General features: G+C 71.0%; 12 protein-coding genes. 9 read left to right on the forward strand and 3 right to left on the reverse strand.

Annotation, left to right across the window (positions count from 1 at the left end; translation table 11 throughout):
* Positions 1–288: 288 nt before the first annotated feature.
* Both pknB and J2X60_RS06070 read right to left on the reverse strand, forming a co-directional pair.
* On the reverse strand, positions 289–2313 hold the full coding sequence (gene pknB, locus J2X60_RS06065; RefSeq protein WP_309886815.1) for a Stk1 family PASTA domain-containing Ser/Thr kinase: 2025 nt from the start codon (positions 2311–2313) through the stop codon (positions 289–291).
* A gap of 169 nt (positions 2314–2482) precedes the next feature.
* On the reverse strand, positions 2483–3715 hold the full coding sequence (locus J2X60_RS06070) for a LysM peptidoglycan-binding domain-containing protein (RefSeq protein ID WP_309886816.1): 1233 nt from the start codon (positions 3713–3715) through the stop codon (positions 2483–2485).
* Between the two features lie 163 nt (positions 3716–3878).
* On the opposite strand from J2X60_RS06070, the gene J2X60_RS06075 reads away from it, so the two are divergent.
* Entirely contained in the window at positions 3879–4244 is a 366-nt protein-coding gene (locus J2X60_RS06075; RefSeq protein ID WP_229087087.1) for an Rv2175c family DNA-binding protein, read from the forward strand.
* 72 nt (positions 4245–4316) lie between these two features.
* On the opposite strand, the gene J2X60_RS06080 is transcribed toward J2X60_RS06075, so the two are convergent.
* Complete coding sequence (locus J2X60_RS06080) at positions 4317–5435, reverse strand: polyprenyl synthetase family protein (RefSeq protein WP_309886817.1); 1119 nt, start codon at positions 5433–5435, stop codon at positions 4317–4319.
* Positions 5436–5518: 83 nt separating this feature from the next.
* Here J2X60_RS06080 and J2X60_RS06085 point away from each other — a divergent pair, with 83 nt between their 5' ends.
* From J2X60_RS06085 to mraY, 8 genes are all read left to right on the forward strand, one after another.
* Positions 5519–5914 (forward strand): DUF3040 domain-containing protein, encoded by a 396-nt coding sequence (locus J2X60_RS06085; RefSeq protein ID WP_070418646.1) that lies wholly within the window; start codon positions 5519–5521, stop codon positions 5912–5914.
* Between the two features lie 843 nt (positions 5915–6757).
* Positions 6758–7189 (forward strand): division/cell wall cluster transcriptional repressor MraZ, encoded by a 432-nt coding sequence (mraZ, locus tag J2X60_RS06090; protein ID WP_022906684.1) that lies wholly within the window; start codon positions 6758–6760, stop codon positions 7187–7189.
* A 106-nt stretch (positions 7190–7295) separates the two neighbouring features.
* Positions 7296–8261: a 16S rRNA (cytosine(1402)-N(4))-methyltransferase RsmH gene (rsmH, locus tag J2X60_RS06095; RefSeq protein WP_175473627.1), complete on the forward strand. Its 966-nt coding sequence runs from the start codon at positions 7296–7298 to the stop codon at positions 8259–8261.
* A 1-nt stretch (position 8262) separates the two neighbouring features.
* Positions 8263–8916, forward strand: a complete 654-nt coding sequence (locus J2X60_RS06100) for a hypothetical protein (RefSeq protein WP_309886818.1) — start codon at positions 8263–8265, stop codon at positions 8914–8916.
* Positions 8917–8974: 58 nt separating this feature from the next.
* The gene (locus J2X60_RS06105; RefSeq protein WP_309886819.1) at positions 8975–10744 is read left to right on the forward strand and encodes a penicillin-binding protein 2; all 1770 of its coding nucleotides are present in this window, start codon (positions 8975–8977) and stop codon (positions 10742–10744) included.
* 14 nt (positions 10745–10758) lie between these two features.
* Positions 10759–12396, forward strand: coding sequence for a Mur ligase family protein (locus tag J2X60_RS06110; protein ID WP_071294968.1), 1638 nt, complete (start codon positions 10759–10761; stop codon positions 12394–12396).
* The gene (gene murF, locus J2X60_RS06115; protein ID WP_309886820.1) at positions 12393–13898 is read left to right on the forward strand and encodes a UDP-N-acetylmuramoyl-tripeptide--D-alanyl-D-alanine ligase; all 1506 of its coding nucleotides are present in this window, start codon (positions 12393–12395) and stop codon (positions 13896–13898) included. Before J2X60_RS06110 ends, murF begins: the two co-directional genes overlap by 4 nt.
* A complete protein-coding gene (mraY, locus tag J2X60_RS06120; protein ID WP_070418650.1) occupies positions 13895–14998 on the forward strand; it encodes a phospho-N-acetylmuramoyl-pentapeptide-transferase in 1104 nt (367 codons plus the stop codon). Before murF ends, mraY begins: the two co-directional genes overlap by 4 nt.
* Position 14999 lies beyond the last annotated feature (1 nt).

A 14999-nucleotide genomic window follows, 5' to 3' on the forward strand; every position in this document is an offset into this window, starting at 1 on the left:
GCGTAGCGCGTAGCGCGCCAGCGATTCGCGAGAGCGACAGGGTCCTGCGGAGTGTCCGCGGGACCCTGTCGCCTCGGCGGCACGGGCCGCATCGCGTCGCGCGCGTCTGTCGCTTTCGCGCCGTGGTCGCCACAACCGACGGACGGGAGGCGCGGTGCCAGCCCGCACCGCGCCTCCCGTCCGTCACGCGCTTGCGGCCTGGCCCGAGACTCGGCCCGGCGGGCAGTGCGGGCCGCAGGAGGGCGCGGAACTGTCCGCGGGGTCGAGACTCGCCGACGCGCGGTGCGCCTACTGCTTGTAGGCGAGCGTGATCGTGTCGCCGCGGTGCACCGTCGTGCCCGCCGCCGGGTCCGTGGACTCGACGGGGAGCGAGGCCTTCCAGTCGTAGAAGCCGCACAGGATGTTCGTGCAGTCCGGCACCGAGACCTTGAGCCCGAGCGCGTCGAGCGTCGAGGTGGCGTCGTTGATCGTCTTCCCGTGCACGTCCGGCAGCGTGATGGGTGCCGGACCCTTGGACACGACGACGTCGATCGCGGAGCCCCGCACGACGGGGTCGTCCTGGGCCTTCGCAGACATGATCTGCCCCTCGGGCACGTCGTCGCTGAACTGGCCGTCCTGCGAGCCGAGGGTGAGCCCCACCGTGTCGAGCGTCGCCGTGGCGTCGCTCACGGACTTGCCGACCACGTCCGGGACCGCGCCGAGGGAGACCGTGAGGGTCACCGGGCCGCGTTCGCCGTAGGTCTCGACCGTCGAGAGGTCGATCGTCTGGCCGTCGGTGCCGAGGCCCGTCGCGGCGATGACGGTGTCCTTCGGGGCGTCGGCGGAGAACTGGTACTGGTCGTCCTGCAGCTGGAAGTCGTCGTCGAGCGCCGCGGTGACGGTGGAGAGCGGCTGCCCCACGATGGCCGGCAGGGTGATCATCTTCGGGCCGTTCGACACGACGATCTGCACCGAGGTGCCCTTGCGGACCTCGCGCTCGGCGGCGGGCTTGGTCGTGGACACCTGGCCCTTCGCGACGACGGCGTCGAAGCGGGTCGCGGTCGACGACGCCGTGTGGAGGCCCTGCGCCTCGAGCAGCTGTCGTGCCTGCGAGACGGACTTGCCCGTGACCTCGGGGATGCGGACGTTGCCCCACGGTCCGGGTCCGAGCGCCCAGCCGATCGAGCCTCCGATCGCCATGAGCACGAGGACGACGACGAGGACGATCCACCCGCGCTTGCGACGCTTGGTCGACTTGTCGGCGAGCCGCTGTCCGGCGGGGGAGAGGGCTCCTGGCTGCGACCCGGTCCGGCGGGGACCCGGAGCGTTCCGACCACCGCGGCCGCCGGCTTGCTGGGCCGATGAACGCTGGGCCGGTTCGAGGATGGTGGTCGCGTCGCCCGAGTCCGCCGAGGTCGGCGTCGCGGACCCGGCGGGGATGATCGCGGTCGCGTTCTCGGGGCGCAGCACGGCGGTGCGGTACTGACCGGTGGCGCGCTGCTGGTCGCCCGACATGTGGTCGAGCATCTCGCGGGCGTCGCGCGGCCGGTCGTCCGGGTTGCGGGCGGTGGACCAGGCGACGAGGTCGTCGAGCTCCGGCGGGACCCCGGCGACGGCGGCGCTCGGCGCGGGGACGGAATCGTTGGCGTGCTGGTAGGCGATCTGCATCGGCTGCTCGCCCTTGTAGGGCTGCTCGCCGGTGAGCATCTCGTAGAGCATGATGCCGAGCGCGTAGATGTCGCTGCGGGAGTCGGCGGCGCCGCGCGTGACGAGCTCGGGGGAGAGGTACGCGATCGTCCCGAGCAGGGCCGCCCCGGTCGCGGTGTTCGCCGTGGTCGCACGGGCGAGACCGAAGTCGCCGAGCTTGATGCGGCCGTCGTCGGCGAGGAGGACGTTCTCCGGCTTGAGGTCGCGGTGCACGATGCCGGCGCGGTGGGCCGAGGCGAGCCCGGCGAGGACGGCCCGGAGGATGTCGGTCGCCTGCTCCGGCGTCAGCGCGTGGTGTTCCTGCAGGAGGTCGCGGAGCGTGATGCCCGGGATGTACTCCATGACGATGTACGCCGTGTCGTCCTCGGCGCCCTGGTCGTACACGCCGACGAGGTTCGGGTGGGAGAGCCGGGCGGCTGACCGGGCCTCTTGGATGAAGCGCTCCCGGAAGGCCTGGTCGTCCGCCAGGTGGCCGTGCATGATCTTGATCGCGACGCGCCGCTCGAGCCGCACGTCGGTTGCCAGGTACACGGTCGCCATGCCCCCGCGCGCGATGCGGGAGCGTACGCGGTACCGGTGATCGATCATGCGACCGATCATCGGATCCGTGGCGGCGTTGGTGGTCATCGGCGGCATTCTACGAATCGGGACTGCACGGACCCGCACTGACGCTCCGGTCGTGACCGAATCTCGATCTTGCGGATGACTCGGTTCCGCCGAGCGGCCAGGCGCGCGAGCGCGCGTGACGGCCCGACGGACGGGCGTGCGAGCGCGCGCGACGGCCCGGCGGCCAGGCTCAGAGCGACGCCAGCAGGCTCTGCGCGGTCTTCTCCCACTGCGCGTACGCCTTCGGGTACGCCGACACCTGCACGGCCTGCGCCGCGGTCGTGACGTTCATCGACGACCAGCCGGCGATGTCGAGCAGCCCGCGGGTGTGCCCGGGGTTGCCCGTGAAGAACCGCTTCGTCGCCGTCGCCGGGTCCTGCAGGGCCGCGGCGGACCCCCAGCCCTGGCTCGGCCGCTGCTGGAACAGCCCGACCGAGTCGCGGTCCCCGTGGGAGAGGTTGCGCAGGCTCGACTCCTGCATCGCCGCGGCGAGGGCGATGACGATCCCGTGGTCGGACACCCCGAGGGAGCGGCCGACCGCCACGATCGTCGCCGCGTTGCCCCGCTGCTCGGCGGAGAGCGAGGGGCCCGACGACGGCAGGACGAGCGTCTTGCCGGCGTAGATCGTGCTCGTGTAGGTGAGCCCGTTCGCCGAGAGGAGCGCCGAGACCGTCACGCCGTGCGAGGCCGCGATCGAGGCGATGGTGTCACCCGTCCCGATCTTCACGCTGCCGGCCCGGGCCGACGACGCACTGCCGGACGCGGATGCCGGAGCGGACGCGACCGCGGCCACCGGCGCTGCCGTCGCACCCGCGGTCGGCACCCGCAGCGTCTGCCCGGGGTAGATCACCGAGCGCTGGGAGAGCTTGTTCGCACTGAGGAGTGCCGTGGTCGACACGCCGACGCGCGAGGCGATGCCGGACACCGTGTCGCCCTGCTTGACGTGGTAGCTGCCCGTGGCCGAGGTCGTCGCCGACGCCGTGCTGACCGCCGGCGTCGAGGAGAGGTGCAGCGTCTGCCCGGGGTGGATGATCGTGTTCCAGCCGAGGCCGTTGCGCACGAGGACCTCCTGCGCGGACAGGCCGTAGCGGGCGGCGATGCCCGACACGGTGTCGCCCTGACGGACGGTGTAGTTCGTGGGCACAGCCGTGGTGGGCGCCTTCGTCGAGACGGCGGCGACCGTGGTCACGGTGGTCTGCGACGGACGGGCGACCGCGGTCTCGAAGACCGGTCGATCGGTCACCGTGCGGTCCTCGTCGACGTGCCGCTTGTTGCGGTTGTCGTCGTCGTGGCGCGGTTCGGCGTGGGCGACCGGGCCGGTGAGTCCGGCGGTCACCGCGATCGTCCCCGCGAGGACGATGGGCATGGTCGCGAACCGGGCGGATCGTGCGCGCCGGGCGTCTTCGTCTGCAGCGTTGTCCACGGTGTCTCCTGTTCGAGCGGTGAGCCGTTGCACGTGCGTGCGCACTCACAGGTGTTCCCACGCTGGCATGGCGTGATTCCCAAGTCAACCAGAGAGTCGGATGTTGCGTGTGTGACGAATGTGACGAACGAGTCGGTGTGACGCCCCGTCCCACTCTGGCAACATGGGGCCTGTGAGTGCTGCACCCATCGACGACACGACCCTTTCCGAGCGATGGCTGACCGTCCCCGACCTGGTGGACCTGCTCGGGGTGAGCCCCGGACGCGTCCACCGGCTCTTCGAGCAGAAGACGCTGCTGGCCGCGCGCATCGACGGCGTCCTGCGTGTGCCGAGCGAGTTCCTCGACGACACCGAGCCCCTGCCGGAACTCCGCGGGACGCTCATCGTCCTGTCCGACAACGGCTTCACCGACGACGAGGCCGTCCGCTGGATGCTCTCCGTCGACGACGCGATGGGCACCTCGCCGATCGCCGCGCTGCGCGCCGGCCGCAAGGCCGAGGTGCGTCGCATCGCCCAGTCGCTGCTCTAGCGGTTCCCACGTCGGGTCCAGGAGGCGCGGTGCCAGCCCGCACTGTGCCTCCTGGCATGCAGGTGGGGGCGTCTACGCGGAGCGGCGGCTGACCGTGTCGGCCAGAGCGACGAGCTGCTCGCGCGCCGACGGGGTCAGCGGAGCCGCGTCGATGGCGGCCTTCGCACGCTGCACGTGCCGCTCGATCGACCGCTCGACGGCAGCGACCGCGCCGGACTCGGTGAGCGTCGCGCGGAGCATCTGGACCTGCGCCTCGTCGAGGTCCGGGTCGCCCAGGAGCTCGTCGAGCAGCTGCCGGGGACCACTCGGCAACGCCTTGCGGGCCGAGGCGATGAGGACGGTGCGCTTGCCCTCGCGCAGGTCGTCGCCGGCGGGCTTGCCGGTGACCTCGGGGTCGCCGAAGACGCCGAGCATGTCGTCGCGGAGCTGGTACGCCACGCCGAGGGGGAGGCCGAACGCCCGGAGCCCCTCGAGCTGCGCGTCCGACGCCCCGGCCACGAGGGCACCGATCACGAGCGGCGCCTCGATCGAGTACTTCGCGGACTTGAAGACGATGACGCGCTGGGCCCGGACGAGGTGCTCGTCCTCGTCGATGGTCGGCCAGGCGGTCTCCTCGTGCACGTCGAGGTACTGCCCCGCCGTGACGTCGAGGCGCATGGTGTGGAACTCCTGGCGGACGATGCGGCCCCGCGCGGGGTCGAGCAGGGCGAGCCCCTCGTCGAAGACCGCATCGCTCAGGGAGAGCAGGAGGTCGCCGAGCAGCAGGGCCGAGTTCGTGCCGTACAGCGCCCGGTCGCCGACCCAGCCCGACTCCTCGTGGAGGGACTCGAACCGGCGGTGCGCTGCCGGACGCCCGCGGCGGGTGTCCGAGCGGTCCATGATGTCGTCGTGGACGAGCGCCGCGGCGTGGAAGATCTCGAGCGCGGCCGCGACCGTGACGATCGCCTCGGCCGTGGTCTGCCGGGACCCTTCGCCGAGCGGGTCGAACGAGCCCGACCGACCCGCGACGGACTGCCAGCCCCAGTAGCAGAACAGGGCCCGGAACCGCTTGCCGCCGGAGAGCAGATCCCGCGCGTACTGGTCGAACGGAGCGAGGTCCGGACTGATCGCGGCGAGCCGTTCCCGTTGGTCGTCCAGCGCCCGATCGATCCGCGCCGACACGAGGTCCACTAATCGCGTACTCTCAGCCACACTCCCTACCCTAGTGGAGCGGTCGAGTCGTAGACTCGGTCCACCTCAACCACGCGTCGATCCCAGGAACAGAGGGAACAAAGATGCCACTCTCGGAGCAAGAGCAGCGCCTCCTCGAAGAGATGGAGCGCAGCCTCTACCAGAATGACTCCGACTTCGTCGCGCGTGTCACGCGTCGCCAGGGTCGTCCGACGTACACGTCGATCACGCTCGGGGTGCTCGGAGCACTCGCCGGCGTCGCCATCGTCATCGTCGGGTTGGTCATGCGTCAGCCGCTCATCGGGATCCTCGGCTTCGTCGTGATGCTGGCCGGAGTCCTCTTCGCGCTGCGTCCCGGTATGCGAGCCCCCAAGGCGAAGGCGCCTCGGGCCGGCAAGCCGTCGACGGGCGGAGCCTCGCGGCCGAGTCAGGGCGGCGGCGGGTCCTTCATGGACCGGATGAACGACCGCTGGGACAAGCGGAACGACAACCAGGGCTAGCGGCCCTCCACACTCCTCCACGGGGTCGGTCCTTCGGGGCCGGCCCCGTTCCGTGCGTCCGGGGGGTGGGCCGGGCGTCGGCTTGGGTGGGCGGGCGCCGGGGCGGTCGCGGCTGGCGAGGTTCCACGATCGTGGCATCTCGGCCGCCCGGAGCGGCAGTTCCCGGGACCTCGGCGTCGAACGTTCGGCGAGTCGTGGAACCCCGCCCGGTGCTCGGGATCCGGCACGGCCGTCCGGAGGTGCCGAGCGGGCGAAACACGACCCGTTCGAGGCCGCGCGGCGGCGGATCGTGCCCGCTCGGCGACCGGGCGAAATTGGTCCCGTTCGAGGCCGCGCGGCGGCCGATCGCGCTCGCTCGGCGGTCCGCGCGCGGCGGGTCGTGACCGCGGGGGTGGGCGGTGCGTGCCATCGGACGGGAGGCGCGGGTCGGCGCCACACCGCGCCTCCCGTCCCGCAGGTGCCCGCTGAACGGGCGCAACACGCCGCCGGCCGGTCGCCGAGCGGGCGCGATACGGCCCGCTCGGCGCCGCTGAGCGAACGATTCCGCCCGCTCGGCGAGTGGCACGAGCGGCACGAGCGGCGCGAGCCGCCGCCGCGCCGCGGGAGCGCGCGCTCGAGCTGTGGAAGTCCTCCACTTCCCTCCACGCGCTCCACATCCCTCCACCGGGTCTCCGATCCCCGAGGATTCGGGCTTCTCCGCGCTCGAGCGCGCCGGAACTGAGCCTCCATCGACCCCAAAACAGGGCACGACGGCGATTTCGGGAATGATTTCCGCACCCTGGGGAGGGGAGTGGAGTAAAGTGGGGGACACAACGGTCCGGTGGAGCGGAGGGGAGGCCCGACGTGCTGCTCGGTACCCATGCCCCGAAGCTCGACGAGAAGGGTCGCGTGATCCTCCCCGCCAAGTTCCGGGACGAACTGTCCGGGGGCCTCGTGATGACCCGCGGGCAGGAGCGCTGCGTCGTCGTCTTCAGCGCGGACACGTTCGAGCAACTGCACGAGCGCATCCGCACCGCACCGATGACCTCGAAGCGCACCCGGGACTACATGCGTCTGTTCCTCTCCGGAGCGAGCGCGGAACAGCCCGACAAGCAGAACCGCGTCACCATCCCGCAGAACCTCCGCGAGTACGCGGGGCTCGAGCGGGACCTGACGGTCATCGGCTCCGGTGACCGTGCCGAGATCTGGTCGACCCCCGCGTGGGAGGCCTACTACGCAGAAGTCGAAGAGGGCTTCGCCGACAACGACGAGGAGGTGATCCCGGGGATCTTCTGATCCGTGGATCGGGACTCCCAGCCGTGCATCCCTGACACCCCTTCCCCGGTGTCAGGTCGCATGGATGGGGATCCGGACCCGCGGCCCGGAGGACGAGGGGCTGCACATGGCCGAGAACGAGACGGGCGCACAGCGCTTCCCCCACACCCCGGTGATGCTCGAGCGCATCGTCGACCTCTTCACGCCCACCCTCGAGGGGCCGGGCAAGGTCGTGGTCGACGCGACGCTCGGCATGGGCGGTCACTCCGAGGGGCTGCTCGAGCGCTTCCCGGAGCTGACACTCATCGGCCTCGACCGCGACACCGACGCGCTCGGCATCGCGGGGGAGCGGCTCGCCCGCTTCGGTGACCGCGTCCGCCTGGTGCACACGGTCTACGACGGCATCGTCGACGCGATCGAGGGCGAGGGCTTCGACGAGGTCGACGGCGTCCTGTTCGACCTCGGCGTCAGCTCCCTGCAGCTCGACCGTGCCGAGCGTGGCTTCGCGTACAGCCAGGACGCACCGCTCGACATGCGGATGGACCGGACCGAGGGACAGACCGCCGCCGACGTCCTCGCCACCTACGACGAGGGCGAGCTGCGCCGGATCTTCCAGCGCTACGGCGAGGAGAAGCTCGCAGGACGCTACGCCCGGGCGATCGTCGAGCGACGGGCGACCGCCCCGTTCGAGATGTCCGGCGACCTCGTCCAGGTCCTGCACGACGCGACGCCCGTGGCGATCCAGCGCCAGGGACACCCCGCGAAGCGCGTGTTCCAGGCGCTGCGCATCGAGGTGAACGCCGAACTGAGTGTCCTCGAACGGGCGATCCCGGCAGCGCTCGACGCCATCGCGGTCGGTGGCCGCATCGTCGTCGAGTCGTACCAGTCGCTCGAGGACCGCATCGTCAAGCGGGCGCTGACCGCACGGACGAAGTCGAGCGCACCCGCTGGCCTGCCGGTCGAACTGCCCGAGCACCGGCCGACGTACGAACTGGTCGTCAAGGGCGCCGAGCTGGCCGACGAGGCCGAACGCGCCGCCAACCCACGAGCAACCCCCGTGCGCCTGCGCGCGGCCGAGCGGATCCGGAAGTGACATGAGCACGAACCTCGCACTCGTCGACCCCGCCGTCGTCCCGTCCCGCGCCCCGCGTCCGACGCGGCAGAACCGGCCGGAGCTCGTCGAGGTCACCCCGACGAAGGCCCAGCGCCGTGCCCGCCCGCGCATCGCGTACGCCGTGGTGGCGGTGGCCGCCCTCGGCATCCTGCTCCTCGCGCAGCTCGGCATCAGCATGGTGCTCAGCCAGGGCGCGTACACCCTGAACTCCCTCAGCGCGGAGCAGACGAACCTCTCCCGCACGCAGCAGTCGCTGTCCGAGGAGCTACGGGTCCTCGACTCGCCGCAGAACCTGGCCCGCAACGCGCAGGCACTCGGCATGATCGCGAACTCGACGCCGGTGTACCTCGACCCGAAGACCGGCCGCGTGTACGGCACGCCGACCCCGGCGGTCGCGGACCAAGCCACGGCGGCGACCTCGAACCAGGTCCCGAACTCGCTGCTGGACGAGGTGCCGCTCGCCGCGAAGCAGGGCGACACCTCCACCAGCAAGGAGACCGGGCCCACGGCGGGCAGCGACGCCGCCGCGGCGGACGCTGGGAAGACCGCAGGCGCCAGCGCGTCGGCCGGGGCTTCCTCGACGGCCGACGTAGAGTCCGACCCGAACCAGCTCCAGGCCCCGTCCACCCGGTGACCTGCGGGCCGGGGGCTCCTGCCGCACGACCGCTCCACCCCGGGAAGGACCGCACCGCGTGACGAAGACGATCCGCAGCCGACGACTCCGCTACAGCGTCGTGATGATCGCCGTGATCGCCCTCGTGGCGGTCTTCGTGATCCGCCTCGTCGACATCCAGGTGGTCCAGGCCGCCGCGCTCAACGAGCTGTCGAAGGAGAAGCGGAGCATCCCCGTCACGATCTACGGCACCCGCGGGTCGATCGTCGACCGCAACGGGACCGAGCTCGCCGACAGCGTCACCCGGTACAACATCACGACCGCGCCACGCCTGGTCAAGAAGTTCGAGGGCAAGCTCGGCGGCACCCGGGTGAAGGACGTCTCGGTCGACCAGGCACTGACGGCATTGGCGAAGGCGTCGGGCGGTGACGTCGCCACCATGCAGAAGAACATCGCGGCCAACCCGCGGTCCGACTTCGCCTACCTGGTCAAGGGCCTCGACGTGAAGCACTACGAGGCGGTGACCGCGCTCGACATCCCCTGGATCTACAAGGAGCAGCAGGCGTCACGGGTGTACCCGACGGGTGCGACGGCCGGCAACATCACCGGCTTCATGGGCACCGACGGCGCCCAGGCCGGCCTCGAGTACGCCTACGACAAGTGCCTGGCCGGGTCGAACGGCTCCGAGACGTACGAGCGCGGGTCCGACGGTGTCCAGCTCCCGGGCAGCACCGTGACCACGAAGGAAGCCAAGGACGGCGGGACCGTCGAGACCACGATCGACGGCGACCTGCAGTACATGGCCGAGCAGACGATCGCGTCCGCCGCGAAGTCCCTGCAGGCCGAGTCGGCGACGGCGACCGTCACGAGCGTGAAGACCGGCGAACTCCTGGCCGTCGCGGACTACCCGACGGTCGACCCGAACAACGTCGACGGCACGACCGACAAGGGCGCGTTCGGCTCCCGGGCCCTCACGGCCACGTACGAGCCCGGCTCCACCATCAAGGCCGCCATCGCCGCGGCCCTCATCGACCAGGGCAAGTCGAGTCCGACCGACCAGGCCGTCGTGCCGTACACGCGCTCGTTCCCGTGGGGCGGGTCGATCCACGACTCCGAGTTCCACGACACCGAGAACCTCACGCTCACGGGCATCCTGCAGAACTCCTCGAACGTCGGGATCACCGAGCTCGGGGAACGCCTGACTGCCCAGCAGCGGTACGACTACATGCAGAAGTTCGGCCTGTTCGAGCCCGAGTCGGCGATCGACTACCCGGGCCAGCCGTCGATGGACTACGGCACGAGCCCGAACTGGGACCAGCAGACGAACATCAACTCGATGTTCGGTCAGGGCATCTCGACGACCGCGATCCAGGTCGCGAGCATCTTCCAGACCCTGGCGAACGACGGTGTCCGGATCCCGCTGCACCTCGTGAAGGGGTGCCAGACAGCCGACGGCAAGACGATCGACGCGCCCGACGTGCAGCCGACGCGCGTCGTGTCCGCGAACGCCGCGACGCAGGTCACGGACATGCTGCAGAGCGTGGTCACCGGCGGCACCCTCGTGGGGATGAAGCCGATCTCCGGCTACAACATCGCCGCGAAGACCGGTACCGCCGAGGTCGCCGAGGGGTCGAAGGGCTACGGCGGCCAGCGCATCACCTCGGTGGCCGGAATGGCACCCGCCGAGGACCCCCAGTATGTTGTCACGGTGACGTTCACGAAGCCGCAGGCCAACAAGTGGTCCAGCGGAGCGGCTCCGGCGTTCCGAACTCTCATGTCCCAGGTGCTCGAGAAGTACCGAGTAGCCCCCTCCACGACGCCGGCGAAGACCTACCCGACCACGTGGTGAGGAAGAAGGAGCACTTGTCCGCACGGATCCCCCCGGTCCTCCGACCCGAACACCCGACCCCGAGGGCCGTGGCCGAACTCGCGAACGCGTTCGGTCTGCGAGTCGTCGGCTCGGTCGACGCCGTCGAGACGACCGGCGTCACCCTGAGCGCCGCCGAGGTGCAGCCGGGTGACCTCTTCGTCGGCGTGCACGGTGCGAACCGGCACGGCGCGGAGTTCTCCGCCGAGGCCGCCGAGCGCGGCGCGGTCGCGGTCCTGACCGACGACGCCGGCGTGGAGCACGCCCAGGCGGCCGGTCTGCCGGTGCTCGTCGTCGACGACCCCCGTGCGGCCCTCGGCGACGTGTCGGCGTGGGTGTACCGCACCCACCCGGACGAGGCCACCGACCTGCCGCAGCTGTTCGCCGTCACCGGCACGAACGGCAAGACGAGCACGTCCTACATCCTCGAGGGGATCCTCAAGCAGCTCGGCCTCGTCACGGGCCTCAGCTCCACCGCCGAGCGGCACATCGGCGCGCTCAGCGTCACGAGCCGCCTCACCACGCCCGAGGCGAGCGAGATGCACGCCCTGCTCGCCCGGATGCGCGAGAGCGAGGTCCGCGCGGTCGCCGTCGAGGTGAGCGCCCAGGCCCTCAGCCGCCACCGCGTCGACGGCATCGTCTTCGACGTCGCGGCCTTCACGAACCTGTCGCACGACCACCTCGACGACTACGCCGACATGGAGGAGTACTACCAGGCGAAGCTCCCGCTGTTCCAGCCCGAACACGCCCGTCGCGGTGTCGTCTCGCTGGACACGGACTGGGGTCACCGCGTGGTGCAGGACTCCCGGATCCCGGTCACGACCATCACGGTCCACCCCGACGTCGAGGCCGAGTGGCACGTCGACATCGTCGAGGCGCACGCCGCCTACACGGAGTTCCGCCTGACCGGTCCCGAGGGCCGTGCGCTCACCACCCGTGTGCCGCTGATCGGCTGGCACATGGCCGCGAACGCCGCGCTCGCGATCGTGATGCTGGTCGAGGGCGGGTTCGAGCTCGGCGCCATCGCGCACGCGCTCGAGACGAACCACCGCCGCTACCCGGACGAGGACGAGCGCGAGCAGCGCGGCGAGCGGACGAGCGCCATCGAGTGCTACCTGCCCGGCCGGACCGAGCGCGTCTCGGGCGACCGCGGCCCGAGCGTCTACGTCGACTTCGGCCACAGCGCCGACGCCTTCGAGAACACCCTCGCGGCCGTCCGGCAGTTCACCCCCGGCAAGGTCCTCATGCTCTTCGGCGCCGACGGCGACCGCGACAAGACCAAGCGCGGTGACATGGCCCGCGTGGCTGCTGCGGGGAGCGACATCCTCGTCGTCACCGACCACCACCCGCGCTTCGAGGACGCCGCATCGATCCGGAAGACCCTCGTCGACGCCGCGCGCGAGGCGTTCCCGGAGCACGAGCTCCACGAGGTCAGCCCGCCCGAGGCCGCGATCCGCACCGCGGTGGGCCTCGTCGGAGAGGGGGACTCGATCCTCTGGGCCGGCCCCGGCCACCAGGACTACCGCGACATCCAGGGCGTCCGCACGCCGTACTCGGCCCGCGACGAAGCCCGCCAGGCCCTCCGCGAGGCCGGTTGGGAACCGAACTCCGGCCCCACCGAGGAACTCCGATGATCGCCATGACCCTCGCCGAGATCGCGACAGCGGTCGACGGCGAGCTGATCCCGGGTGCCCAGGCGACCGACGTCGCCGACCAGGGCGACCTGGTCGTCGACGGCACGGTCGAGACCGACTCCCGCCTCGTGACGCCGGGCAGCGTGTTCTTCGCGCTCCCGGGCGAGGTCACCGACGGGCGACGCTTCGTCCCCGCGGCGACCGAGGCCGGCGCCGCGCTCGTCATCACGCCCGAGCGCGTCGAGACCACGGCACCGCAGATCGTCGTGGCGGACGGCTACGACGCCCTCGCCGCGCTCGCACACGAGGTCGTCACGCGCGTCCGGATGGCGACCGCCGACCGCGTCGACGTCGACGGACGCCCGGCGCCGCTCAAGGTCGTCGGGATCACCGGCTCGAACGGCAAGACGAGCACGAAGAACATGCTCCGCACGATCCTCGAGCAGCACGGCGAGACCGTCGCGCCGCAGGGGTCGTTCAACAACCACGTCGGTGCGCCGATCTCGATGCTCCGCATCACCGAGGACACCCGGTACCTGGTCGTCGAGATGGGCGCGAGCGGCATCGGCCACATCGCCAAGCTCGTCGCGATCGCCGAGCCGGACGTCGGCGTCGTCCTCAAGGTCGGCCTCGCGCATGCCGGCGAGTTCGGCGGGATCGAGGCGACCCAGCGCGCCAAGTCCGAGATGGTCACCGACCTGCCCGGGAGCGCGACCGCGCTCCTCAACGTCGACGACGACCGTGTCGCGTCGATGCGCGACCTGACGGCCGCCCACGTCGTCGGCTTCGGCACGTCCGACGACGCCGACTACCGCATCACCGGCATCGAGACGGACCGCAACGGCACCCGTTTCACGCTCACCGCGCCTCCCGTCCGCCAGGAAGGCGACCCGTCTGCGGACGGACGGCCAGGAGGCACGGATCACGTCGACGTGCAGCTCGCGATCCTGGGTGAGCACCACGCCATGAACGCGTCCGCCGCGCTCACGGTCGCCCACCTGTGGGGCGTCCCGCTCGCCGCCGGCGCAGCCGCGCTCGCGTCGATGACGCGCGCCGAGCGCTGGCGCATGGAGCTCCTCCCCGGCGGCCCCGACGGCGTCACCGTGATCAACGACGCCTACAACGCGTCGCCCGACTCGACCGCAGCGGCGCTGCGGACCCTGGCGCAGATCGTGCGCCCGGGGGAGCGGACCGTCGCCGTGCTCGGCGAGATGGCCGAGCTCGGCGAGTTCTCGACGGAGGAGCACGACCGCATCGGTCGGCTGGTCGTCCGTCTCGGCATCGGACAGCTCGTGGTCGTCGGCCGCGGCGCGATGCCCATCCACCAGGCCGCCACCCTCGAGGGATCGTGGGACGGCGAGTCCGTGTTCATCGAGGACGTCGACGACGCCGTCCACTCACTGCAGGACATGCTCCGCCCCGGCGACGTCGTCCTCGTCAAGTCCTCGAAGTCCGCCGAACTGCGATTCCTCGGCGACCGCCTCGGAGGTGTCACCGAATGATCGCCCTCCTGATCGCCGGCGCAGTGTCGCTGGTGTTCACACTGCTGCTCACGCCGCTGTTCATCAAGCTGTTCCACCGCCTCGGCTGGGGACAGTTCATCCGCGACGACGGCCCGCAGTCGCACCACACGAAGCGCGGCACGGCGACGATGGGCGGCATCGTCCTCATCATCGGCGCGGTGCTCGGCTACTTCGTCGGACACCTGGTCGGCCGTGACTCGGTCACGCTGTCCGGCCTGCTCGTCCTGTTCCTCATGGTCGGCCTCGGGTTCGTCGGGTTCATCGACGACTTCCTCAAGGTCCGTCGTCAGCGCAGTCTCGGGCTCGGCGGCTGGGCGAAGGTCCTCGGGCAGGTCATCGTCGGCGTCATCTTCGCGACCGTGGCGCTCGTCGTCCCGTCCGGCAACGGCAAGCCGCCGGCGTCGACGATGGTGTCGGCCATCCGGGACATCCCGTGGCTCGACTTCATGGCGCTCGGCACCGTGATCGGCACCGTGCTGTTCCTGGCGTGGATCGTCCTGCTGACGGTCTCGACGTCGAACGGCGTGAACGTGGCGGACGGGCTCGACGGTCTCGCGACCGGCTCGAGCATCCTGGCCATCGGCTCGTACGTGATCATCGGCTTCTGGCAGTCGAACCAGATCTGCGGCGGTGCCCGGCTCGACGCGAACACCGAGCACGCCTGCTACACCGTGACCAACCCGCTGGACCTCGCGGTCGTGGCGGCAGCGGTCTGCGGTGGCCTGATCGGCTTCCTCTGGTACAACACGTCGCCGGCGCAGATCTTCCTCGGCGACACCGGGTCGCTCGGGCTCGGCGGCGCGCTGGCCGGCCTGGCGATCCTCAGCCGCACGGAGCTCCTGCTCATCCTCATCGGTGGCCTCTTCTTCATCGTCACCGGCTCGGTCATCCTGCAGCGGGCGTACTTCAAGATCACGCACGGCAAGCGCATCTTCCGGATGAGTCCGCTGCACCACCACTTCGAGTTGAAGGGGTGGGCCGAGGTGACCGTCGTCGTCCGGTTCTGGATCATCGCGGGACTCTGCGTCGCCGCGGGAGTCGGACTCTTCTACCTCGAATGGATCGCACGAGTTGGTTGAC

The organism is Curtobacterium sp. 320, from assembly GCF_031455235.1.
Classification (GTDB): domain Bacteria; phylum Actinomycetota; class Actinomycetes; order Actinomycetales; family Microbacteriaceae; genus Curtobacterium.

Excerpts from the sequence above, each read along its gene's own strand:
- murF (WP_309886820.1), top strand. The coding sequence starts at position 12,393 with ATGATCGCCATGACCCTCGCCGAGATCGCGACAGCGGTCGACGGCGAG.
- J2X60_RS06100 (WP_309886818.1), top strand. The coding sequence starts at position 8,263 with ATGAGCACGAACCTCGCACTCGTCGACCCCGCCGTCGTCCCGTCCCGC.
- rsmH (WP_175473627.1), top strand. The coding sequence starts at position 7,296 with ATGGCCGAGAACGAGACGGGCGCACAGCGCTTCCCCCACACCCCGGTG.
- J2X60_RS06085 (WP_070418646.1), top strand. The coding sequence starts at position 5,519 with ATGCCACTCTCGGAGCAAGAGCAGCGCCTCCTCGAAGAGATGGAGCGC.
- J2X60_RS06075 (WP_229087087.1), top strand. The coding sequence starts at position 3,879 with ATGGGGCCTGTGAGTGCTGCACCCATCGACGACACGACCCTTTCCGAG.
- pknB (WP_309886815.1), bottom strand. The coding sequence starts at position 2,313 with ATGACCACCAACGCCGCCACGGATCCGATGATCGGTCGCATGATCGAT.
- mraY (WP_070418650.1), top strand. The coding sequence starts at position 13,895 with ATGATCGCCCTCCTGATCGCCGGCGCAGTGTCGCTGGTGTTCACACTG.